A 24,431-nucleotide genomic window follows, 5' to 3' on the forward strand; every position below is an offset into this window, starting at 1 on the left:
AAGGTCCGTGAAGTCAATCCGATTTCAATGATCGACGGCGGATGGTCAGGATGATACTCCCATGGCGGGGTGTGTTGCAGAGGGATATTGGTATGCCGGGTACCGGGATGACATTCAAGGGCAAGGTCAAATGGTTCAACAACTCCAAGGGCTTCGGGTTTATCAATCGCGATGGCGATCCGAATAAGGAAGACCTGTTCGCTCACTACTCGGCGATCCTGATGGACGGCTACAAGACCTTGAAGGCCGGGCAAACCGTGTCGTTCAGCATGATCCAGGGTCCCAAGGGCGTACACGCAGTCGCCATCACGCCCGTCGCGCAGGACAACGCCGACGCCACGCCCGAATCCGTCAACGCCCTGGAGCACGTCAGCGCCTCCGAAAAAGGCTGACACACCCGCCCCTCCTCAGGCAAAACGCCCGGATCGATCACTCGAGCCGGGCGTTTTCAGTTGCGTAACGATCCGCCTACATGTGCGAGATCAGTGCATCACCAAAGCCGGAAGACGATACCAGCTTGGCTCCGTCCATCAGGCGTTCGAAGTCATAGGTCACGGTTTTGGCCGAGATCGCGCCGTTGGTGCCCTTGATGATCAGGTCGGCCGCTTCGGTCCAACCCATGTGACGCAGCATCATTTCCGCCGACAGGATCAGCGAACCCGGGTTGACCTGGTCCTTGCCGGCGTATTTGGGCGCGGTGCCATGGGTGGCCTCGAACATCGCCACGGTGTCCGACAGGTTGGCGCCCGGCGCGATACCGATACCACCCACTTCGGCCGCCAGGGCGTCGGAAAGATAGTCGCCGTTGAGGTTCAGGGTCGCGATCACGTCGTACTCGGCCGGGCGCAGCAGGATCTGCTGGAGCATGGCGTCGGCGATGGCATCCTTGACCACGACATTCTTGCCGGTCCGCGGATTCTTGAACTGCATCCAGGGCCCGCCGTCGAGCAGGGTCGCGCCGAACTCTTCGGCCGCCACTTCGTAGGCCCATTCCTTGAAGGCACCTTCGGTGAACTTCATGATGTTGCCTTTGTGCACGATGGTCAGCGAATCGCGGTCATTGTCGACAACATATTGCAAGGCTTTGCGCGCCAGACGTTTGGTGCCCTGCTTGGAAACCGGCTTGACGCCGATACCGCAATCTTCGTCGAAGCGGATCTTGGTGACACCCATTTCCTCCTTGAGGAACTTGATGACCTTGGTGGCCTCGGCCGAACCAGCCTTCCACTCGATGCCTGCATAGATGTCTTCGGAGTTCTCGCGGAAGATTGTCATGTCGACATCGCCAGGCTTCTTCACCGGGCTTGGCACACCCTCGAACCAGCGCACCGGGCGCAGGCAGACATACAGGTCCAGCTGCTGGCGCAGCGCGACGTTCAACGAGCGGATACCACCACCGACCGGCGTGGTCAGAGGGCCCTTGATGGAAACCACGTAGTCCTTGACCGCGTCCAGGGTTTCCTGGGGAAGCCAGGTGTCCTGGTCGTAGACCTGGGTGGCTTTTTCACCGGCATAGACTTCCATCCAGGAAATCTTGCGCTTGCCGCCATAAGCCTTCTCGACCGCGGCGTCGACGACCTTGATCATGACCGGACTGATATCAACGCCAATGCCGTCACCTTCAATGAAAGGGATGATCGGATTGTCGGGAACATTAAGAGAATGGTCTGCATTGACGGTGATTTTGTCACCGACGGCTGGAACCTGAATCTTTTGATACCCCATGCTGAACTCCATTGCTTGGATTGAACATCTGGCTGCGTTCGAGCGTACCCCAGTTGTATCGGCACGCAAACCCTACGTTCGGCCCGTCCTCGGCAAATAAACCGAGTTCGCCGCGTACAAGCCTGAAAACCAAGGGAAAAGCGCCAAACTTGAGCATAGTCCAGCCCCGCGGCCTGCGACGTTTAGACCAATGGACGTGTACGGAAGTCTATGAACCGTCGGCAGATCGCCAGCTACCTATGTATAATGCCGCCGCTGACCACAGGGTCACGACGGCTGACGGCTCTATCACGAGACTTTCCGCCAATTTGAAAGCCGGACCGTTACCGCGGCCCGACCGCTTGACGCTCGACTGATGCACCCAACATCACCGCGAAGAAACCTCGACATTCGGCTCACGGATGACTTTGAACGAACGCGCTTACCCGGCGCCCCTCGAGTTTCTGCGCATGCTTTAGCAAAGAAGAGAGTTAATCCGAATATGCCCACCCGCTCGAAGATCATCTATACCTTCACCGACGAAGCGCCTGCCCTCGCCACCTATTCGCTGCTGCCGATCGTCGAAGCCTTCACCGCTTCGGCCGATATCGCCGTGGAGACCCGCGATATCTCCCTCGCAGGGCGCATCCTGGCCAGCTTCCCCGAGCAACTGGGTGACAAAGCCGTAGCCGACCACCTCGCCGAACTGGGCGACCTGGCCGTCACGCCTGAAGCCAACATCATCAAGCTGCCGAACATCAGCGCCTCGGTGCCGCAACTGCAGGCCGCGATCAAGGAATTGCAGGCCCAGGGCTACGCACTGCCAGACTACCCGGAAACCGTGACCACCGACGCCGAGAAAGAAGTCCGCGCCCGTTACGACAAGGTCAAGGGCAGCGCCGTGAACCCGGTCCTGCGCGAAGGCAACTCCGACCGCCGCGCGCCGCTGTCGGTGAAGAACTACGCTCGCAAGCACCCGCACAAGATGGGCGCCTGGGCTGCCGATTCCAAATCCCACGTGGCCCACATGAGCACCGGCGATTTCTACGGCAGCGAAAAAGCTGCCTTGATCGACGCCGCGGGCAGCGTGAAGATCGAGCTGATCGCCAAGGACGGTACTGCCACTGTCCTGAAGGAAAAAACCACCGTCCAAGCCGGTGAGATCCTCGATTGCGCGGTCATGAGCAAAAATGCCCTGCGCAATTTCATCGCCGCCGAAATCGAAGACGCCAAGCAGAAAGGCGTGTTGCTGTCGGTTCACCTCAAGGCGACCATGATGAAGGTCTCCGACCCGATCATGTTCGGCCAGATCGTGGCTGAGTACTATAAGGACGCGCTGGCCAAGCACGCCCAGGTACTGGAGCAGATCGGCTTCAACCTGAACAACGGCATCGGCGACCTGTACGCCCGCATCAAGGCCCTGCCGGCCGAGCAGCAGGCGCAGATCGAAGCCGACATCCAGGCGGTCTATGCCGTTCGTCCGGCACTGGCGATGGTCAACTCCGACAAAGGCATCACCAACCTGCACGTGCCGAGTGACGTCATCGTCGACGCCTCGATGCCAGCCATGATCCGTGACTCCGGCAAGATGTGGGGCACCGACGGCCAGCTGCACGACACCAAGGCCGTGATCCCGGATCGCTGCTACGCGACCATCTACCAGGCCGTGATCGAAGACTGCAAGCAACACGGCGCCTTCGACCCGACCACCATGGGCAGCGTGCCGAACGTCGGCCTGATGGCCAAGAAAGCCGAAGAGTACGGCTCCCACGACAAGACCTTCCAGATCAAGACTGACGGTGTGGTCCGCGTCTCGGACAGCAACGGTCGCACCCTGCTGGAGCAGAACGTCGAGGCTGGCGATATCTTCCGCATGTGCCAGACCAAGGACGCGCCGATCCAGGACTGGGTCAAGCTCGCCGTCAACCGCGCCCGCGCCAGCAGCACCCCGGCAATCTTCTGGCTCGACCCGATGCGCGCCCACGATGGCGTGATGATCGAGAAGGTCCAGGCTTACCTGAAGGATCACGATACCAGCGGCCTGGAGATCCGCATCATGTCGCCTGTCGACGCGATGAAGTTCACCCTGGCGCGTACCCGCGAAGGCAAGGACACCATCTCGGTGACCGGCAACGTACTGCGTGACTACCTGACCGACCTGTTCCCGATCATGGAACTGGGCACCAGCGCCAAGATGCTCTCGATCGTGCCGCTGATGAACGGTGGCGGCCTGTTCGAAACCGGCGCCGGCGGCTCGGCACCCAAGCACGTGCAGCAATTGCTGGAAGAGAACTTCCTGCGTTGGGATTCCCTGGGCGAGTTCCTGGCCCTGGCCGCATCCCTGGAACACCTGGGCGTGACCTACAACAACCCGAAAGCACTGGTGCTGGCCAAGACTCTCGACCAGGCGACTGGCGAATTCCTGGACCGCAACAAGTCGCCTTCGCGCAAGGTCGGCGGCATCGACAACCGCGGCAGCCACTTCTACCTGACCCTGTTCTGGGCCCAGGCACTGGCCGCCCAGGATGACGACGCAGCCCTCAAGGCGCAGTTCACCACCCTGGCCAAGACCCTGACCGACAACGAAGAAAAAATCGTTGCCGAGCTCAACGCCGTCCAAGGCAAGCCAGTGGAGATCGGCGGCTACTACTTCGCCAACCCCGAGCTGACCAGCAAGGCCATGCGCCCAAGCGACACCTTCAACGCGGCGATTGCTGCGCTGGTATAAGGTCGCAAGGAAACACCACAAACCCCGGCCCTGTGCCGGGGTTTGTGTTTCTGGCATTTACACTATCCGTCAGACAGCACCCGACCCTGTGGGAGCGAGCTTGCTCGCGATTGCGATTCATCATTCAATTCAGGCGCTGACTGACCCACCGCTATCGCGAGCAAGCTCGCTCCCACAGGGGGATTGAAGCAGAGCCGGCAGAGACAGGTCGGCTGTCAGGCCGCCTTCGCGAGCAGGCTCGCTCCCACAATTAGATCGGGGTATAGCCAAAGAGACAGGCCGCCTCGCTTTCGATCTTGATCTTGATCTTGATCCTGATCCTGATCCTGATCCTGATTTGGGGCGCCCCGTTAACCACGATGGCCGAACGCAGGCATTGCGCAGTGGGCAACCCGGCATGGACGCCGGGTTAGCCGCGCTGGGCCATGGATGGCCCTTCGCGGCGGCCCACGGAGCAATGCCGGAGTGAGGGCATGCCGAGCCCAGGCGAGGCACCGAGTGGTGGGGCAAAGCCTTTTTGGTTACTTTTTTGGCGTCTGAAAAAAGTGACCCGCCGTAAGGGCGGAACCCTAAGCAGCCGTGACCGCAGCAATGGATATGTACTCAGCCAACAAAATCCCGGCCAGCTATCAGGCCGCCTTCGCGAGCAAGCTCGCTCCCACAGTTAGATCGGGTATAACCAAAGAGACAGGCCAGCCGCCAAGCCGCCTCGCTTTTGATCCTGATCTTGATCCGGGGCGCCCCGTTAACCACGATGGCCGAACGCAGGCATTGCGCAGTGGGCAACCCGGCATGGACGCCGGGTTAGCCGCGCTGGGCCATGGATGGCCCTTCGCGGCGGCCCACGGAGCAATGCCGGAGTGAGGGCATGCCGAGCCTAGGCGAGGCACCGAGTGGTGGGGCTAATATACGGATCACCCACATGGGTTACAAAAAAGTGCACTCACATAGGTAACACCCGGAGTGTCACGTAGCCATCAATGGCATCTCTTACGTCAATCCGTCCAAGGATGATTGGGCCGAAGATAACATCCCAGATCCCGTCCTCTATTTGCTCCAGTCCAATGGTCTGGTGCTTGAGCACATAGCCGACGTAGATCCTTAGACCACGACGATTGACGATGCCCGAGCAGTCCGCTTGGAGGCTATCGATATGGCTCGGGTAGGTCATCTCAGGAAGCTTCTCAGGGTATTGGCGGGACGAAGGCTCATAGCAGGACGCGGGTGTCTTCTGCTTTAGAGCCTCGTGGAAACGCTCATAGTTGTAATGTTGCCTGAAACGATCAAAGTGCCGTTGTTGGGCCTCCCACGCTACCGCTGGTGGTGACGGAAGAGTACTTTTCAACGTTCGATGCATACGTTCATGCCGGCCATTTTGCTCCGGCCTGCCGGGTGCGATCCGCTCAGGAATGATCCCTAGACGCAACCACCAGATGGATAATTGGGAAAGGCCCGCACGCCCTTTGCTCGCAAACGGAACACCATTGTCGGTACGAATGCGCTCCGGCAGACCATGCTCACGAAACACCTGAGTAAACACCGCCTGGGTTTCCTGGAAGTTGGTGTTAGCCATGCTGTGGCAAGCGAGCAAGAAACGACTGGCATGGTCCATGATCGTCAATGGATAGCACCAGACACCCGCACCTGTCAGGAATTGGCCTTTGTAATCGGCGCTGAATAGCTGGTTGGGAGCCTCTGCTTTCTGCAGTGGTTTGGGATAAACCGCCACCCGTTGACGCAATCGGCGTGGTTTGACCAGCTCAGCTTTCTTTAGAATGTTGTAGATCGACGTCTTTGATGGCGGCGTCTGGTCAGGGAAACGCTCGAGCAAAGCCGCCTGAATTTTCTTGGGGCCAGGCTCTGTCTCACCCCGACCGCGTAATTCAATGATCGCCTCACGGACAGCCAGGGGCACTACCCATTCCTGGGTAAGCCGACGACGACTATGTTCTTCCAGTCCCGCCGGCCCTTCCTTCTCATACCGCTCGACCCATTTATAGCCAGTCTTGCGACTGATCTCGTAAGCCTGGCAAAGCGCACTGAAGCTTGGCGGGCCTTTGATGTAGTCCGCGATGAATAGCAGTTTCAGGTCCATAGGTTTCAGCTCTCGCCATGGCATGGTCAGATCCTCGAAAACCGACCCTGCCAGTTAAAAACTGTTACCTATGTGAGTGAACTGATTTGTAACCTATGTGGGTGAGTCATACCCTAAGCCTTTTTGGTTACTTTTTTGGCGTCTGAAAAAAGTGACCCGCCGTAAGGGCGGAACCCTAAGCAGCCGTGACCGCAGCAATGGATATGTACTCAGCCAACAAAATCCGAGAAATAGAGGAGTCTCATGAACTGGCAACCCCACATCACCGTCGCCACCATCGTCGAAGACCACGGCCGCTTCCTGATGGTCGAAGAATCCAAGGGCGGACGAGCAGTGCTCAACCAGCCCGCCGGCCACCTGGACCCGAACGAAACACTGATCCAAGCCGCCATACGCGAAACCCTCGAAGAAACCGGCTGGGACGTCGAACCCACCAGCGTCACCGGCCTCTACCTCTACACCGCCCCGAGCAACGGCGTGACCTACCAGCGGGTCTGCTTCGCCGCCAAAGCCCTGAAACACCACCCGGATTATCAACTGGACGACGGCATCCTCGGCGCCAAGTGGCTGACCCGCGACGAATTGCTGACACAGCGCGACCGCTGGCGCAGCGAGCTGGTCATCCGCTGCATCGACGATTACCTGGCCGGCCATCGCCACAGCCTGGAGCTTATCCGCCCTTCTCTTTAGCCTTGCACGCCCGGGCCTGATAGAATCGCGTCCTTTTTCAAGACACTCATTGAATTCCTATGCGTGATCCAGCCTCTTCGAGCACCCCCAAGCAACGCGTCATAGTCGGCATGTCCGGCGGCGTGGACTCTTCCGTTTCCGCCCTTCTGCTGATCGAGCAGGGTTATGAGGTGGAAGGCCTGTTCATGAAGAACTGGGAAGAAGACGACGGAACCGAATACTGCACCGCCATGGACGACCTGGCGGACGCCCAGGCCGTCTGCGACCGGATCGGCATCAAGCTGCACACCGCCAACTTCGCCGCGGAATACTGGGACAACGTGTTCGAGCACTTCCTCGCCGAATACAAGGCCGGTCGCACGCCGAACCCGGACATCCTCTGCAACCGCGAAATCAAGTTCAAGGCGTTCCTCGACTACGCCATGATGCTCGGCGCCGACCTGATCGCCACCGGTCACTACGTGCGCCGCCGCGACATCGACGGTCGTACCGAGCTGCTCAAGGGGCTGGACCCGAACAAGGACCAGAGTTATTTCCTGCACGCCGTCGGCGGTGAACAGATCGCCAAGACCCTGTTCCCGGTGGGCGAACTGGAAAAACCCGAAGTGCGCGCGATTGCCGAGAAACATGACCTGGCCACCGCCAAGAAGAAGGATTCCACCGGGATCTGCTTCATCGGCGAACGGCGCTTCAGCGATTTCCTCAAGCAATACCTGCCGGCCCAGCCGGGCGAGATCAAGACCACCGAAGGCGAAGTCATCGGCCGCCACCATGGTCTGATGTACCACACCATCGGCCAGCGCCAGGGCCTGGGCATCGGCGGCTTGAAAGACGCCGGTGAAGAGCCTTGGTACGTGCTGGTCAAGGACCTGGAGCACAACGAGCTGATCGTTGGCCAGGGCAATGACCATCCATGGCTGTTTTCCCGTGCCCTGCTGGCCTCCGATATCTATTGGGTCAACCCGATCGACCTCAGCGAACCGCGCCGCCTGACGGCCAAGGTTCGCTATCGCCAGAGCGACCAACCCTGCACCCTGGAAAAAACCGCCAGCGGCTATCGCGCCACGTTCGATGATCCGCAGCGCGCGGTCACGCCCGGCCAGTCCGTGGTGTTCTACGACGGTGAAATCTGCCTCGGCGGCGGCGTGATAGAAGTCGCCGAGCCATGGAGCAGCCAGGCATGACGCCGATCCAGGAACAACTGACGGCACTCGGCGGGGTGTTTCTCGCCGCGGTGCTGGTGGACCGGATCGCCAAGACCGGCCAGGCCACCGAAGCCGGCCTGGGCTGCATGCTCGGCAGCCTGCTGGTGCGCGATCCCAAGGACACCCTGGAAGTCTATGGTGGCGATGACCTGAACCTGCGCGAAGGCTACCGTGCGCTGATCGGCGCCCTGGAGCGCGACCCCAGTGCCCTGCAACGCGAGCCGCTGCGCTACGCCCTGTCGATGCTGGGCCTGGAGCGCCAGCTGGCCAAGCGCGACGACCTGCTGGAGACCATCGGCAAACGCTTGCCGCAGATCCAGTCCCAGGTCGAACACTTCGGCCCGTCCCACGAGAACGTGATCGCCGCTTGCGGCGCGCTGTACCAGGACACCTTGAGTACCCTGCGCCAGCGCATCCAGGTGCACGGCGACATGCGCAACCTGCAGCAGCCTAGTAACGCTTCGAAGATCCGCGCCCTGTTGCTGGCCGGGATTCGCTCGGCGCGGCTGTGGCGACAACTGGGTGGGCATCGCTGGCAACTGGTGATCAGCCGGCGCAAATTGCTGAAAGAGCTTTACCCGTTGATGCGCAACGAATAAGTCGCCTCGACCTGCTTGTGGACATTGAGGGGCTGCTTACAGCCCAGCGGGAGCAAGCTCCCTCGCCACAGGTAATGAACAGTTTTATCTCGATACGCGTAACACGCCGGTCAGTTGGCAACGGACCGGCGCTGGATTTCATGTATGATACGCGCCCCATTTCGTTGCCCGACTGTCCGAGAACACCCCATGCAGCTCTCTTCGCTCACTGCGGTTTCCCCTGTAGACGGCCGCTACGCCGGCAAAACCCAGGCCCTGCGCCCTATTTTCAGCGAGTACGGCCTGATCCGTGCCCGCGTTCTGGTTGAAGTGCGCTGGCTCCAGCGCCTGGCCGCTCACCCTGGCATTGGCGAAGTACCGGCCTTTTCCGCCGAAGCCAACGCGGTACTGAACGCCCTGGCCGACGATTTCGCGCTGGAGCACGCCGAGCGCGTCAAAGAGATCGAGCGCACCACCAACCACGACGTCAAGGCCATCGAATACCTGCTCAAGGAGCAGGCGGCCAAGCTGCCGGAACTGGCCAACGTCAGCGAGTTCATTCACTTTGCCTGCACCAGCGAGGACATCAACAACCTGTCCCACGCCCTGATGCTGCGCGAAGGCCGTGACGAGGTGATGCTGCCCCTGATGCGCCAGACCGCCCAGGCCATCCGCGAACTGGCGATCCGCTTCGCCGACGTGCCGATGCTGTCGCGCACCCACGGTCAACCGGCTTCGCCGACCACCCTGGGCAAGGAACTGGCGAACGTGGTGTATCGCCTGGAGCGCCAGATCGCCCAGGTAGCCGCCGTGCCACTGCTGGGCAAGATCAACGGCGCCGTGGGCAACTACAACGCCCACCTGTCGGCCTACCCGGACATCGACTGGGAAGCCAACGCCCGCGCCTTCATCGAAGACGAGCTGGGCCTGAGTTTCAACCCGTACACCACCCAGATCGAGCCGCATGACTACATCGCCGAGCTGTTCGACGCGATCGCGCGCTTCAACACCATCCTGATCGACTTCGACCGTGACATTTGGGGCTACATCTCCCTGGGTTACTTCAAGCAGCGCACCATCGCCGGCGAAATCGGTTCCTCGACCATGCCGCACAAGGTCAATCCGATCGACTTCGAAAACTCCGAAGGCAACCTGGGCATCGCCAACGCGCTGTTCCAGCACCTGGCGAGCAAGCTGCCGATTTCCCGCTGGCAGCGCGACCTGACCGACTCCACCGTGCTGCGCAACCTGGGCGTAGGTTTTGCCCACAGCGTCATCGCCTATGAGGCCAGCCTCAAGGGCATCAGCAAGCTGGAACTGAACGAGCAGAAAATCGCCGCCGACCTGGATGCCTGCTGGGAAGTCCTGGCCGAGCCGATCCAGACAGTGATGCGTCGCTACAACATCGAAAACCCCTATGAAAAGCTGAAAGAACTGACCCGTGGCAAGGGCATCAGCCCGGACGCGTTGCAGACTTTCATCGATGGCCTGGACATGCCTGCCGAGGCCAAGGCAGAGCTGAAGAAACTGACCCCGGCCAGCTACATCGGCAACGCGGCGGCACAAGCCAAGCGCATCTGACACATCGCTTCACCTTTGAGACGCCCGGCCGCGCCGGGCGTTTTTATTCGCGTCTGAAAAGTATATTTTTTCAATAGGTTACACATGAATTCTGACATTCCACTGCAACTCCTGGGCGGTATCACGGCACGGGAGTTCCTGCGCGACTACTGGCAGAAGAAACCCCTGCTGATCCGCCAGGCCATTCCTGACTTCGAAAGCCCGATCGACGCCGACGAACTGGCCGGCCTTGCGCTTGAGGAAGAGATCGAGTCACGCCTGGTGATCGAACACGGCGAGCGCCCCTGGGAATTGCGTCGCGGCCCGTTCGCCGAAGACGAATTCAGCAAACTGCCGGAGCGCGAGTGGACCCTGCTGGTGCAGGCGGTCGACCAGTTCGTACCGGAAGTCAGCGAGCTGCTGGAGCATTTCCGCTTTTTGCCGAGCTGGCGCATCGACGATGTGATGATCAGCTTCGCTGCCCCAGGTGGCGGCGTTGGCCCGCATTTCGACAACTACGATGTGTTCCTGCTGCAGGGCCACGGCAAGCGCAACTGGAAAATCGGCCAGATGTGCAACTCCGAAAGCCCGCTGCTGCCCCATGCGGACCTGCGCATCCTCGCCGATTTCGAGGCGACCGAGGAATGGGTCCTGGAACCTGGCGACATGCTCTACCTGCCGCCGCGCCTGGCCCACTGCGGCGTCGCCGTGGATGACTGCATGACCTATTCGGTGGGTTTCCGCGCACCGAGCGCCGCCGAGGTGCTGACCCATTTCACCGACTTCCTCAGCCAGTTCCTGCCGGACGAAGAGCGCTACACCGACGCCGATGCGCGGCCTGTCGCCGACCCGCATCAGATCCAGCATGACGCCCTGGACCGACTCAAGGGCCTGCTGGCCGAGCACATGAGCGACGAGCGCCTGCTGCTGACCTGGTTCGGCCAGTTCATGACCGAGCCGCGCTATCCGGAACTGGTCGTCGGCCCGGAGCTGGAAGAAGACGATTTGCTGGCCGGCCTGGAACAGGGCGCGGTGATCATTCGCAACCCGAGCGCTCGCCTGGCCTGGTCGGAAGTCGATGACGACCTGCTGCTGTTCGCCAGCGGCCAGAGCCGTTATTTGCCGGGCAAATTGCGCGACCTGTTGAAGATGATCTGTGCCGCCGACGCGCTGCACATCGAGAACCTCGGCCCATGGCTGGCCGACGAGGACGGTCGCGGCCTCATTCATGAATTGGTCAAGCAAGGTAGCCTGGGGTTCGCCGATGAATAAAATTCACGTTCGTGTCGCAGACTGGCAAAAGGATAACGCCGAGATCCGGCGCATTCGTGAAGCGGTATTCATTGCCGAGCAATCCGTGCCGCCGGAGTTGGAGTGGGATTCGGACGATCAGGATGCCGTGCATTTCCTGGCCTTCGAAGGCGACTTTCCCATCGGCACCGCGCGCCTGCTGACCGATGGCCATATCGGCCGCGTCTCGGTCCTGAAGGATTGGCGCGGCCTGAAAGTCGGCGATGCGCTGATGCACGCAGCAATCGCCGAGGCCGAGAAGCGCGGGCTCAAGCAGCAGATGCTCAGCGCTCAGGTGCACGCCACGCCGTTCTACGAGCGACTGGGGTTTGCGGTGGTCAGCGAGGAGTTCCTCGAAGCCGGGATTCCTCACGTGGACATGGTCCGTCATTCGACCTGAGACCCATGTGGCGAGGGAGCTTGCTCCCGCTGGGCTGCGCAGCGGCCCCCGCTTTTTGGGGTCGCTTCGCGACCCAGCGGGAGCAAGCTCCCTCGCCACAAAGGCAGCCTGCAACAACATCCTGCAACGCCCAAAAACGCCCCGCCATCCACCGATGCCGGGGCGTTTTGCCGTCTACCATTCAACTTGCCCCACCCGGGGCCGACAAACTGGCAATATCCAGCTTTTGTCTCGCGGAGAAATGGACATGTCCCTACGTACCCTGCTGACCACCCTGCTGCTCGGTTGCAGCCTGTCAGTCATGGCGGCTACCGAAATCGTGCCGCTGAACTACCGCACCAGCGCGGACTTGCTGCCTGTGGCGCAGAACTTCATCGGCAAGGATGGCCAGGTCAGCGCTTACGGCAACCAACTGATCGTCAACGCCGAACCCGGCAAGATCGAAGAACTTCGACAATTCCTGACGCAGCTCGACGTGGCTCCCAAGCGCTTGCTGATCACGGTCGACACCAATGAAAACAACCTGCAAGGCGACCAGGGTTACTCGATCAACGGAGCCGCACCCAGCCAGACCCGCATCATCAACCGCAGCACCGCCAGCCGTGACGGCGGCGTGCAGCAGATCCAGGCCAGCGAGGGCCAGCCGGCGCTGATCCAGGTGGGCCAGAGCGTGCCCTTCACCAGCAACCAGACCGATGGCTATGGGCGCATGCAAAGCCAGACCGAATACCGCAATGTCACCCAGGGTTTTTACGTGACGGCCAGCGTCACCGGCGAGACCGTTCATCTGAGCATCAGCACCAACCGTGACCGCATGAGCCAGGAACGTCCCGATGTAGTGAACGTGCAAAGCACCGACACAACCGTCAGCGGGCGCCTGGGCGAGTGGATCACCCTGGCCGGGGTGAATCGGCAGAATCAGGCCGATAAACAAGGCCTGACCCGCAGCTACTCGACCCAAGGCCGGGATGACATGATTTTGCGGGTCAAGGTCGATACGCTGAACTGAAGCACCAGAAACTGACTGATAAGTCGTATTAGACCAAAGATGTAGTGCCTGAAAAAAAGCACTACAAAACGTTTGACGAGCCAAAAAACCGAAGGCATGATGGCCTCGCTCCCGCTAATCAGGGGCCCTGGCAAGGGCCTTCGGGTCGAAGCTTGCAACTACCCTGCGAGCCGATTCGTGTCTGTACCGCCCACAAGGTGTGTTTGACGAGGTTGCGACTGGAACGAAGTTGTCCCGAGGGACGGAAGCGTAACTAGGTAACCCGGCATCACTCTGAGTTCGTATGAAGGCCCACGACGCCCGAATGCGCCCGCAGCTCGCCCCTACCTGCTCACTTTCCCCTCGAGCCCATCGTTCATCCCGTCGCCTCCCCGCCTGAACCGACTTGTATGCCAGCCTCCTGGTCAGCGAGCAGCCCTTCACACCAATGACTGGTGCGATTGACGAGCTGGAACCTTCCAGCCCGGAACGACCATCCATACAAGACGCGACGAGGTTTATTTCCATGGCACTGACACGCGAACAGCAAATTGCAGCCCTTGAAAAAGACTGGGCTGAAAACCCGCGCTGGAAAGGCGTGAAGCGCAATTATTCGGCTGCTGACGTCGTCCGTCTGCGTGGCTCGGTGCAACCTGAGCACACCTTCGCGAAATTGGGCGCCGAGAAGCTGTGGAACCTGGTCACCCAGGGCGCCAAGCCAGCCTTCCGTCCCGAGAAAGACTTCGTCAACTGCATGGGCGCCCTGACCGGCGGCCAGGCTGTGCAGCAGGTCAAGGCCGGTATCCAGGCCATCTACCTGTCGGGCTGGCAAGTGGCCGCGGACAACAACTCCGCCGAGTCCATGTACCCCGACCAGTCGCTGTACCCGGTGGATTCGGTTCCAACCGTGGTCAAGCGCATCAACAACTCGTTCCGTCGTGCCGACCAGATCCAGTGGAAAGCCGGCAAGAACCCGGGCGACGAAGGCTACATCGACTACTTCGCGCCAATCGTGGCTGACGCCGAAGCCGGTTTCGGCGGCGTACTGAACGCCTACGAACTGATGAAGAGCATGATCGAGGCAGGCGCCGCCGGCGTGCACTTCGAAGATCAGCTGGCCTCGGTTAAAAAATGCGGCCACATGGGCGGCAAGGTACTGGTTCCCACCCAGGAAGCCGTACAGAAGCTGACCGCCGCGCGCCTGGCCGCCGACGTTGCCGGCGTACCGACCATCATTCTGGCCCGTACCGACGCCAACGCCGCTGACCTGCTGACTTCCGACTGCGATCCGTACGACCAGCCGTTCGTCACCGGCACCCGTACCCAGGAAGGCTTCTACAAGGTGCGCGCCGGTCTCGACCAGGCCATCGCCCGTGGCCTGGCCTACGCCCCGTACGCCGACCTGATCTGGTGCGAAACCGCCAAGCCGGACCTGGACGAGGCCCGTCGCTTCGCCGAAGCGATCAAGAAGGAATACCCGGACCAACTGCTGTCGTACAACTGCTCGCCTTCCTTCAACTGGAAGAAGAACCTGGACGACGCGACCATCGCCAAGTTCCAGCGCGAACTGTCCGCCATGGGCTACAAGCACCAGTTCATCACCCTGGCCGGCATCCACAACATGTGGCACAGCATGTTCAACCTGGCGCACGACTACGCCCGCAACGACATGACCGCCTACGTGAAGCTGCAAGAGCAGGAGTTCGCTGACGCCGCCAAAGGCTACACCTTCGTGGCCCACCAGCAGGAAGTCGGCACCGGCTACTTCGATGACATGACCACGGTGATCCAGGGCGGTACCTCGTCGGTGACCGCACTGACCGGCTCGACCGAAGAAGAACAGTTCCACTGATTGCACGCGTAAACGGCCCTTGCGGACCGAATAAAAGCTAACCGCAAAGCCGACGATTTGAAGCCCCGACTGGTTCGGGGCTTTTTTTTGCCTATGCTTTAGCAGCAACGTCGTCACATGAAAGGATATTGTGGCGAGGGAGCTTGCTCCCGCTGGCTGCGCAGCAGCCTTTTTGTGAGCGCTTCGCACTCAAGCGGGAGCAAGCTCCCTCGCCACAAGGATCCAGACAGCCCTCAAGGAAGCTACCGCAGAAAAAACAAAAAGATTGATCGAACGCAGTAACGGGCAGTCTGAAAAAGAGTAAAACGGCCGGCGCTGACAACTGCGATCACCGCTATATAAGACATGTTCTCAGTTGTTGCATCGAGCCCATACGGCGATCGCGAGCCAAACAATAATAATTATCATTTGAAGGGCGTTTTCATTGTTACATCCAAAACGAAATTCCATTGTGGATTCGACAGCCAATCCCCACGGGGCCGGGCTCGCGAGGTCGTGGAGGCGCGCTATGTCCTTATTCCAATAAATAATTTCGCTATAGGAATTTTACTTGCCCGGTGTTTAGCCATAAAATCACCGCGATTGATTGCTGCGACATATCGTCACTGCGTTATTTCTTTTCAAGCTCAGAGACCTTTGCTCTCTGTTAAGGATTTCCAGCATGCCCGAAGCGACAGGACTCATGGCCCACAACTGGGGCTTTGCCATTTTCCTTCTGGGTGTTGTCGGCCTGTGTGCCTTCATGCTCGGCGTGTCGAGCCTGCTCGGGTCAAAAGCCTGGGGCCGCAGCAAGAATGAACCGTTCGAGTCCGGCATGCTGCCTACCGGTGGCGCCCGCTTGCGGCTCTCAGCCAAATTCTATCTGGTCGCGATGCTCTTCGTGATCTTCGATATCGAAGCCCTTTTTCTCTTTGCATGGTCTGTGTCCGTCCGCGAAAGCGGCTGGACCGGATTCGTCGAAGCTCTCGTTTTCATAGCAATTCTGTTGGCAGGTCTTGTCTACCTTTACCGAGTGGGGGCTCTTGATTGGGCTCCGGAAGCTCGGCGCAAGCGGCAGGCGAAGCTGAAACAATGAGGCTTTGGCAATGCAATACAATCTCACCAGGATCGACCCCGATGCTCCTAACGAGCAATATCCGATCGGCAAGCGGGAAACCGTTTCCGATCCGTTAGAGGATCAAGTTCACAAGAACATCTTCATGGGCAAGCTCGAAGACGTGCTGAACAGCACGGTCAACTGGGGTCGCAAGAACTCCCTGTGGCCGTACAACTTCGGCCTTTCGTGCTGCTACGTGGAAATGACCACCGCCTTCACGGCGCCCCACGACATCGCGCGCTTTGGCGCCGAGGTGATCCGGGCATCGCCGCGCCAGGCGGATTTCATGGTTATCGCCGGTACGCCGTTCCTGAAAATGGCTCCCATCATCCAGCGCCTGTACGAACAGATGCTGGAACCCAAGTGGGTCATTTCCATGGGCGCGTGTGCCAACTCCGGCGGCATGTACGACATTTATTCCGTGGTCCAGGGAGTCGACAAGTTCCTGCCGGTGGATGTCTACGTGCCCGGCTGCCCGCCCCGCCCCGAAGCGTTCCTGCAAGGCCTGATGCTGCTGCAGGAATCCATCGGCCAGGAGCGTCGCCCACTGTCCTGGGTCGTCGGTGATCAAGGCGTCTATCGCGCCGACATGCCGTCGCAAAAGGAACAGCGCCGCGAACAGCGAATCGCAGTCACCAACCTGCGCAGCCCCGACGAAGTCTGATCCAGCTCTGTTCTGTAGAAGAAACGAGAACCTGGCTTCATTCTTTACGTTGACCGAAAGCGATAAATAACCATGACTACAGGCAGTGCTCTGTACATCCCGCCTTACAAGGCAGACGACCAGGATGTGGTCGTCGAACTGAACAACCGCTTTGGCGCCGAGGCGTTCACCGCCCAGGCCACCCGCACCGGCATGCCGGTGCTTTGGGTTGCCCGCGCCAGGCTCATCGAAGTCCTGACTTTCCTGCGCAACCTGCCCAAGCCGTACGTCATGCTCTATGACCTGCACGGCGTGGACGAGCGCCTGCGCACCAAGCGCCAGGGGCTGCCGGGCGCCGACTTCACCGTGTTCTACCACCTGCTGTCGATCGAGCGTAATAGTGACGTAATGATCAAGGTCGCCTTGTCCGAGAGCGACCTCAGCGTGCCGACCGTGACCGGCATCTGGCCGAACGCCAACTGGTACGAGCGTGAAGTCTGGGACATGTTCGGCATCGACTTCCCCGGCCACCCGCACCTGACCCGCATCATGATGCCGCCGACCTGGGAAGGTCACCCGTTGCGCAAGGACTTCCCGGCCCGCGCCACCGAGTTCGACCCGTACAGCCTGACCCTGGCCAAACAGCAGCTCGAAGAAGAATCCGCGCGCTTCAAGCCGGAAGACTGGGGCATGAAGCGTTCCGGCGCCAACGAGGACTACATGTTCCTCAACCTGGGCCCGAACCACCCTTCGGCCCACGGTGCGTTCCGTATCATCCTGCAACTGGACGGTGAAGAGATCGTCGATTGCGTCCCGGACATCGGCTACCACCACCGTGGCGCCGAGAAGATGGGTGAGCGTCAGTCCTGGCACAGCTATATTCCGTACACCGACCGCATCGATTACCTCGGCGGCGTGATGAACAACCTGCCGTACGTCCTGTCGGTGGAAAAACTGGCGGGCATCACGGTGCCGGACCGGGTCAACGTGATCCGCATCATGATGGCCGAGTTCTTCCGCATCACCAGCCACCTGTTGTTCCTGGGTACCTATATCCAGGACGTGGGCGCCATGACGCCGGTGTTCTTCACCTTCACCGACCGCCAGAAAGCCTACACCGTGATCGAAGCCATCACCGGTTTCCGCCTGCACCCGGCCTGGTACCGCATCGGTGGCGTTGCCCACGACCTGCCGCGCGGCTGGGAAAAGCTGGTCAAGGATTTCGTCGAGTGGATGCCCAAGCGCCTGGACGAATACACCAAGGCAGCGTTGCAGAACAGCATCCTCAAGGGTCGTACCGTCGGCGTCGCCGCGTACAACACCAAGGAAGCGCTGGAATGGGGCGTCACCGGCCCGAACCTGCGCGCCACCGGCCTCGATTTCGACCTGCGCAAGGCGCGCCCGTACTCCGGCTACGAGAACTTCGAGTTCGAAGTCCCGCTGGCGTCCAGCGGCGATGCCTATGACCGCTGCCTGGTTCGCGTCGAGGAAATGCGCCAGAGCGTCAAGATCATCGAGCAATGCATGCGCAACATGCCGGAAGGCCCGTACAAGGCGGACCACCCGCTGACCACGCCGCCGCCAAAAGAGCGCACGCTGCAACACATCGAGACCCTGATCACGCACTTCCTGCAGGTTTCGTGGGGCCCGGTCATGCCGGCCAACGAATCCTTCCAGATGATCGAAGCGACCAAGGGCATCAACAGTTATTACCTGACGAGCGATGGCGGCACCATGAGCTACCGCACCCGGATTCGCACCCCAAGCTACCCGCACCTGCAGCAGATCCCTTCGGTGATCAAAGGCAGCATGGTCGCGGACTTGATCGCGTACCTGGGTAGTATCGATTTCGTTATGGCCGACGTGGACCGCTAAGCATGAACAGCACGCTTATCCAGACAGACCGTTTCGCCCTGAGCGAAACCGAGCGCTCGGCCATCGAGCACGAGCTGCATCACTACGAAGACCCGCGCGCGGCGTCGATCGAAGCCCTGAAGATCGTCCAGAAAGAACGTGGCTGGGTGCCCGATGGCGCGCTCTACGCCATCGGCGAAATCCTCGGCATTCCGGCGAGCGACGTCGAAGGTGTCGCCACGTTCTACAGCCAGATTTTCCGCCAGCCGGTGGGCCGCCACATCATTCGCGTCTGCGACAGCATGGTCTGCTACATCGGCGGCCACGAGTCGGTGGTCAGCGAAATCCAGGGCAAGCTGGGCATCGGCCTGGGCCAGACCACCGCCGACGGCCGCTTCACGCTGCTGCCGGTGTGCTGCCTGGGCAACTGCGACAAGGCACCGGCGCTGATGATCGACGACGACACCTTCGGTGACGTCAAGCCGGATGGCGTCGCCAAACTGCTGGAGGGCTACGTATGACCCTGACTTCCTTCGGGCCCGCCAACCGCATCCAGCGTTCGGCCGAAACCCATCCCCTGACCTGGCGCCTGCGTGACGATGGCGAGGCGGTGTGGCTGGACGAATACCAGGCGAAGAACGGCTATGCCGCCGCGCGCAAGGCGTTCGCCGACATGGCTGCCGACGACATCGTCCAGACCGTGAAAGACGCCGGCCTCAAGGGCCGTGGCGGTGCGGGCTTCCCCACGGGCGTGAAGTGGGGCCTGATGCCCAAGGACGAGTCCATCAACATCCGCTACCTGCTGTGCAACGCGGACGAGATGGAACCCAACACCTGGAAAGACCGCATGCTGATGGAGCAACTGCCCCATCTGCTGATCGAAGGCATGCTGATCAGTGCCCGCGCGCTGAAAACCTACCGTGGCTACATCTTCCTGCGCGGCGAATACACCACCGCCGCCAGGCACCTGAACCGTGCCGTCGAAGAAGCCAAGGCCGCAGGCCTGCTGGGCAATAACATCCTGGGCTCGGGTTTTGATTTCGAGCTGTTCGTCCACACCGGCGCCGGGCGCTACATCTGCGGTGAAGAAACCGCGCTGATCAACTCCCTGGAAGGCCGTCGCGCCAACCCACGCTCCAAGCCGCCCTTCCCCGCCGCTGTTGGCGTGTGGGGCAAGCCGACCTGCGTGAACAACGTCGAGACCTTGTGCAACGTGCCGGCGATCATCGCCGACGGCGTGGACTGGTACAAATCCCTGGCCCGTGACGGCAGCGAAGACATGGGCACCAAGCTCATGGGCTTCTCCGGCAAGGTCAAGAACCCTGGCCTGTGGGAACTGCCGTTCGGCGTCACCGCGCGCGAGCTGTTCGAGGACTACGCCGGCGGCATGCGCGACGGCTACAAGCTCAAGTGCTGGCAGCCCGGCGGCGCCGGTACCGGTTTCCTGTTGCCGGAACACCTGGACGCACAAATGTACGCCGGCGGCATCGCCAAGGTCGGCACCCGGATGGGTACCGGCCTGGCGATGGCGGTGGACGACAGCGTCAACATGGTCTCCCTGCTGCGCAACATGGAGCAGTTTTTCGCCCGCGAGTCCTGCGGTTTCTGCACCCCTTGCCGCGACGGCCTGCCATGGAGCGTCAAGCTGCTGATGGCCCTCGAGAACGGCCAGGGCCAGGCCGGCGACATCGAGACCCTGCTGGGGCTGGTCGGTTTCCTCGGCCCAGGCAAGACCTTCTGTGCTCACGCACCGGGTGCCGTGGAGCCGTTGGGCAGCGCAATCAAATACTTCCGCCCTGAGTTCGAGGCCGGCATCGCGCCAACCCGCGCGGGCGATCTCAATCAGGTGGTCACGCCGACCATGGTCGGCGCGTAACGACGCTTAACAAGGCGAAGGGTCCGTGCCCTTCGCCTTTCGTTCGATGACGCCTTTTCACCGAGGCTGTTTGGATTCGGACGAACAACAAGATTCCATTAGCCACGCCCGCTGACACCGGGCCAACGAAGAACTTTGAACCATGGCCACTATCCACGTAGACGGCAAAGAGCTCGAAGTCGATGGCGCAGACAACCTGTTACAGGCGTGTCTGTCGCTGGGCCTCGACATTCCTTATTTCTGCTGGCACCCCGCCCTTGGCAGCGTTGGCGCCTGTCGCCAGTGCGCGGTCAAGCAGTACACCGACGAGAACGACAAGCGTGGTCGGATCGTCATGTCCTGCATGACTCCCGCCACCGACGGCAGCTGGATCTCCATCGACGACGAAGAAGCGAAAGTGTTTCGCGCCAGCGTCGTCGAATGGCTGATGACCAACCACCCTCACGACTGCCCGGTCTGTGAGGAAGGCGGTCACTGCCACCTGCAAGACATGACCGTGATGACCGGCCACAACGAGCGCCGTTATCGCTTCACCAAGCGCACCCACCAGAACCAGGACCTCGGCCCGTTCATTTCCCACGAGATGAACCGCTGCATCGCCTGCTACCGTTGCGTGCGTTTCTACAAGGACTACGCCGGCGGCACCGACCTCGGTGTGTTCGGCGCCCACGACAACGTGTACTTCGGTCGCGTTGAAGACGGCACCCTGGAAAGCGAGTTCTCCGGCAACCTCACCGAGGTCTGCCCGACCGGTGTGTTCACCGACAAGACTCACTCCGAGCGCTACAACCGCAAGTGGGACATGCAGTTCTCGCCAAGCATCTGCCACGGCTGCTCCAGCGGCTGCAACATCAGCCCGGGCGAACGCTACGGCGAACTGCGGCGCATCGAAAACCGCTACAACGGTTCGGTGAACCAGTATTTCCTCTGCGACCGTGGCCGTTTCGGCTATGGCTACGTCAATCGCAAGGACCGCCCGCGCCAGCCGCTGCTCGCCAATGGCGCAAAGCTGAGCCTGGACGAAGCCCTGGACAAGGCCGCCGAACTGCTGCGCGGTCGCAACATTGTCGGCATCGGTTCGCCACGGGCCAGCCTGGAAAGCAACTACGCCCTGCGTGAGCTGGTCGGTGCCGAGCACTTCTACAGCGGCATCGAAGCCGGCGAGCTGGAACGTATTCGCCTGGTGCTGCAAGTGCTCAAGGACAGCCCGCTGCCCGTGCCGACGATGCGCGACATCGAAGATCACGATGCGGTGTTCGTCCTCGGCGAAGACCTGACCCAGACCGCCGCCCGCATGGCCCTGGCCCTGCGCCAGTCGGTAAAAGGCAAGGCCGAGGACATGGCCGACGCCATGCGCGTCCAGCCATGGCTCGACGCTGCGGTGAAGAACATCGGCCAGGACGCGCTGAACCCGCTGTTCATCGCCAGCCTCGCTGAAACCAAGCTCGACGACGTCGCCGAAGAATGCGTCCACGCCGCTCCGGACGACCTCGCGCGCATCGGTTTTGCCGTCGCCCACGCCCTGGACGCCAGCGCCCCGGCCGTCGACGGCCTGGACAGCGAAGCCGCCGGCCTGGCCCAGCGCATCGCCGACGCCCTGCTGGCGGCCAAGCGTCCATTGATCATCGCCGGCACCTCGCTGGGTTCCAAGGCGCTGATCGAAGCCGCCGCCAACATCGCCAAGGCCCTGAAGCTGCGCGAGAAGAACGGTTCCATCAGCCTGGTCGTGCCGGAAGCCAACAGCCTCGGCCTGGCCATGCTCGGTGGCGAATCGGTCGATGCCGCCCTGCAAGCAGTGATCGACGGCAGCGCCGATGCCATCGTGGTGCTGGAGAACGACCTGTTCACCCGCACCGACAATGCCAAGGTCGATGCTGCGCTGAACGCTGCCAAGGTAGTGATCGTCGCCGACCATCAGAAAACCGCCACCACCGACCGCGCCGACCTGGTGCTGCCGGCGGCGAGCTTCGCCGAAGGCGACGGTACGCTGGTCAGCCAGGAAGGTCGCGCCCAGCGCTTCTTCCAGGTCTTTGACCCGCAATACCTGGACGCCAGCATCCTGGTCCACGAAGGCTGGCGCTGGCTGCATGCCTTGCGCGCGACCCTGCTGAACCAGCCGATCGACTGGACCCAGCTGGACCACGTCACCGCCGCCGTCGCTTCGAGCAGCCCGCAGTTGAACCGCATCGTCGACGCCGCGCCGTCCGCCGCGTTCCGCATCAAGGGCCTGAAGCTGGCGCGCGAACCGCTGCGCTACTCCGGTCGCACCGCGATGCGCGCGAACATCAGCGTGCACGAACCGCGTATGCCGCAGGACCAGGACACCGCGTTCGCCTTCTCCATGGAAGGTTACTCGGGCTCCGCCGAACCGCGCTCCCAGGTGCCGTTCGCCTGGTCGCCGGGCTGGAACTCGCCGCAAGCCTGGAACAAGTTCCAGGACGAAGTCGGCGGTCACCTGCGCGCCGGTGATCCGGGCACCCGCCTGATCGAAAGCCAGGGCGATGGCCTCGGCTGGTTCGCCAGCGTGCCACGCGCCTTCAATCCGGCACCAGGCACCTGGCAGGTCGTGCCGTTCCATCACCTGTTCGGCAGTGAAGAGAACTCTTCCAAGGCCGAGCCGGTGCAGGAGCGCATCCCGGCGGCCTACGTGTCGCTGGCCAAGTCCGAAGCCGATCGCCTGGGCGTCAACGATGGCGCCTTGCTGAGCCTGAACGTTGCGGGCCGGACCTTGCGTCTGCCGCTGCGCATCAATGAAGAACTGGGCGCCGGCCTGGTGGCCCTGCCGGCTGGCCTGGCGGGCATTCCACCGGCGATTTTCGGCAAGACTGTCGACGGTCTGCAGGAGGCGGCGCAATGAGCTGGTTCACCCCTGAAGTGATCGCGGTGATCCTGACGGTCCTCAAGGCCATCGTGATCCTGCTGGCCGTGGTGGTCTGCGGCGCGTTGCTGAGCTTCGTCGAACGTCGCCTGCTCGGCTGGTGGCAGGACCGCTACGGTCCGAACCGCGTCGGCCCGTTCGGCATGTTCCAGATCGCCGCCGACATGATCAAGATGTTCTTCAAGGAAGACTGGACGCCACCGTTTGCCGACAAGGTGATCTTCACCCTGGCACCGGTCGTGGCCATGAGCGCCTTGCTGATCGCCTTCGCGGTCATCCCGATCACCCCGACCTGGGGCGTGGCGGACCTGAACATCGGCCTGCTGTTCTTCTTCGCCATGGCCGGTCTTTCGGTGTACGCGGTGCTGTTCGCCGGTTGGTCGAGCAACAACAAGTTCGCCCTGCTCGGCAGCCTGCGGGCCTCGGCCCAGACCGTGTCCTATGAAGTGTTCATGGGCCTGTCGCTGATGGGCATCGTGATCCAGGCCGGCTCGTTCAACATGCGCGACATCGTCGAGTACCAGGCCCAGAACCTGTGGTTCATCATTCCGCAGTTCTTCGGTTTCTGTACTTTCTTCATCGCTGGCGTGGCCGTGACTCACCGTCACCCGTTCGACCAGCCGGAAGCGGAACAGGAACTGGCCGACGGTTACCACATTGAATATGCCGGCATGAAATGGGGCATGTTCTTCGTTGGCGAGTACATCGGCATCATCCTGATCTCGGCGCTGCTGGTAACGCTGTTCTTCGGTGGCTGGCACGGTCCGTTCGGCATCCTGCCGCAACTGTCCTTCGTCTGGTTCGCCCTGAAGACCGCGTTCTTCATCATGCTGTTCGTTCTGCTGCGCGCCTCGATCCCGCGCCCACGCTACGACCAGGTGATGGACTTCAGCTGGAAATTCTGCCTGCCGCTGACCCTGATCAACATGCTGGTGACCGCTGCGATCGTTTTGATGAACGCGCCTGCGGCCGCGGTTCAGTGAGGATTTGACCC

The 24,431-nt window shown here is 61.2% G+C and carries 19 protein-coding genes; 17 read left to right on the plus strand and 2 right to left on the minus strand.

What is annotated here, in order from left to right; translation table 11 throughout:
- The first annotated feature begins 92 nt into the window (after positions 1-92).
- On the plus strand, positions 93-392 hold the full coding sequence (locus tag J3P89_RS17675; RefSeq protein WP_434624690.1) for a cold shock domain-containing protein: 300 nt from the start codon (positions 93-95) through the stop codon (positions 390-392).
- A 76-nt stretch (positions 393-468) separates the two neighbouring features.
- Here the strand turns inward: J3P89_RS17675 and icd are convergent, their stop codons facing one another.
- Positions 469-1,725, minus strand: a complete 1,257-nt coding sequence (icd, locus tag J3P89_RS17680) for an NADP-dependent isocitrate dehydrogenase (RefSeq protein ID WP_305495545.1) — start codon at positions 1,723-1,725, stop codon at positions 469-471.
- A 481-nt stretch (positions 1,726-2,206) separates the two neighbouring features.
- On the opposite strand from icd, the gene J3P89_RS17685 reads away from it, so the two are divergent.
- Positions 2,207-4,432: an NADP-dependent isocitrate dehydrogenase gene (locus J3P89_RS17685; protein WP_434695088.1), complete on the plus strand. Its 2,226-nt coding sequence runs from the start codon at positions 2,207-2,209 to the stop codon at positions 4,430-4,432.
- A gap of 943 nt (positions 4,433-5,375) precedes the next feature.
- Here J3P89_RS17685 and J3P89_RS17690 read toward each other — a convergent pair.
- Entirely contained in the window at positions 5,376-6,551 is a 1,176-nt protein-coding gene (locus J3P89_RS17690; RefSeq protein WP_434623684.1) for an integrase core domain-containing protein, read from the minus strand.
- Positions 6,552-6,770: 219 nt separating this feature from the next.
- On the opposite strand from J3P89_RS17690, the gene J3P89_RS17695 reads away from it, so the two are divergent.
- From J3P89_RS17695 to nuoH, 15 genes are all read left to right on the plus strand, one after another.
- Positions 6,771-7,217, plus strand: coding sequence for an NUDIX hydrolase (locus J3P89_RS17695; RefSeq protein WP_434624694.1), 447 nt, complete (start codon positions 6,771-6,773; stop codon positions 7,215-7,217).
- A gap of 59 nt (positions 7,218-7,276) precedes the next feature.
- Entirely contained in the window at positions 7,277-8,401 is a 1,125-nt protein-coding gene (gene mnmA, locus J3P89_RS17700; RefSeq protein ID WP_434695089.1) for a tRNA 2-thiouridine(34) synthase MnmA, read from the plus strand.
- Positions 8,398-9,021 carry a high frequency lysogenization protein HflD gene (gene hflD / locus J3P89_RS17705; RefSeq protein ID WP_305495552.1) on the plus strand — a complete coding sequence of 208 codons (624 nt, stop codon included), beginning with the start codon at positions 8,398-8,400 and terminating at the stop codon, positions 9,019-9,021. The genes mnmA and hflD overlap by 4 nt, the downstream gene beginning before the upstream one ends.
- A gap of 189 nt (positions 9,022-9,210) precedes the next feature.
- The gene (gene purB / locus J3P89_RS17710; RefSeq protein ID WP_434603714.1) at positions 9,211-10,581 is read left to right on the plus strand and encodes an adenylosuccinate lyase; all 1,371 of its coding nucleotides are present in this window, start codon (positions 9,211-9,213) and stop codon (positions 10,579-10,581) included.
- Positions 10,582-10,665: 84 nt separating this feature from the next.
- Entirely contained in the window at positions 10,666-11,832 is a 1,167-nt protein-coding gene (locus tag J3P89_RS17715; protein WP_305495555.1) for a cupin domain-containing protein, read from the plus strand.
- On the plus strand, positions 11,825-12,250 hold the full coding sequence (locus tag J3P89_RS17720; RefSeq protein ID WP_434603710.1) for a GNAT family N-acetyltransferase: 426 nt from the start codon (positions 11,825-11,827) through the stop codon (positions 12,248-12,250). The genes J3P89_RS17715 and J3P89_RS17720 overlap by 8 nt, the downstream gene beginning before the upstream one ends.
- Positions 12,251-12,497: 247 nt before the next feature.
- On the plus strand, positions 12,498-13,259 hold the full coding sequence (locus tag J3P89_RS17725; protein WP_434695090.1) for a secretin N-terminal domain-containing protein: 762 nt from the start codon (positions 12,498-12,500) through the stop codon (positions 13,257-13,259).
- A gap of 505 nt (positions 13,260-13,764) precedes the next feature.
- Positions 13,765-15,090, plus strand: a complete 1,326-nt coding sequence (gene aceA / locus J3P89_RS17730; protein ID WP_053123202.1) for an isocitrate lyase — start codon at positions 13,765-13,767, stop codon at positions 15,088-15,090.
- A gap of 661 nt (positions 15,091-15,751) precedes the next feature.
- Positions 15,752-16,165, plus strand: a complete 414-nt coding sequence (locus J3P89_RS17735; RefSeq protein ID WP_030141323.1) for an NADH-quinone oxidoreductase subunit A — start codon at positions 15,752-15,754, stop codon at positions 16,163-16,165.
- Positions 16,166-16,175: 10 nt separating this feature from the next.
- Positions 16,176-16,850, plus strand: coding sequence for a NuoB/complex I 20 kDa subunit family protein (locus J3P89_RS17740; RefSeq protein ID WP_186609323.1), 675 nt, complete (start codon positions 16,176-16,178; stop codon positions 16,848-16,850).
- 72 nt (positions 16,851-16,922) lie between these two features.
- Positions 16,923-18,704 carry an NADH-quinone oxidoreductase subunit C/D gene (gene nuoC / locus J3P89_RS17745; RefSeq protein ID WP_434603708.1) on the plus strand — a complete coding sequence of 594 codons (1,782 nt, stop codon included), beginning with the start codon at positions 16,923-16,925 and terminating at the stop codon, positions 18,702-18,704.
- A gap of 2 nt (positions 18,705-18,706) precedes the next feature.
- Positions 18,707-19,204, plus strand: a complete 498-nt coding sequence (gene nuoE / locus J3P89_RS17750; RefSeq protein WP_003180060.1) for an NADH-quinone oxidoreductase subunit NuoE — start codon at positions 18,707-18,709, stop codon at positions 19,202-19,204.
- A complete protein-coding gene (nuoF, locus tag J3P89_RS17755) occupies positions 19,201-20,559 on the plus strand; it encodes an NADH-quinone oxidoreductase subunit NuoF (protein WP_434695091.1) in 1,359 nt (452 codons plus the stop codon). Before nuoE ends, nuoF begins: the two co-directional genes overlap by 4 nt.
- A gap of 142 nt (positions 20,560-20,701) precedes the next feature.
- A complete protein-coding gene (gene nuoG / locus J3P89_RS17760) occupies positions 20,702-23,416 on the plus strand; it encodes an NADH-quinone oxidoreductase subunit NuoG (RefSeq protein ID WP_434624708.1) in 2,715 nt (904 codons plus the stop codon).
- The gene (gene nuoH, locus J3P89_RS17765) at positions 23,413-24,420 is read left to right on the plus strand and encodes an NADH-quinone oxidoreductase subunit NuoH (RefSeq protein ID WP_186609329.1); all 1,008 of its coding nucleotides are present in this window, start codon (positions 23,413-23,415) and stop codon (positions 24,418-24,420) included. Before nuoG ends, nuoH begins: the two co-directional genes overlap by 4 nt.
- The last annotated feature ends 11 nt before the right edge of the window (positions 24,421-24,431 follow it).

Source organism: Pseudomonas sp. Z1-14 (genome assembly GCF_051132005.1).
In the GTDB taxonomy this organism is placed as follows: domain Bacteria; phylum Pseudomonadota; class Gammaproteobacteria; order Pseudomonadales; family Pseudomonadaceae; genus Aquipseudomonas.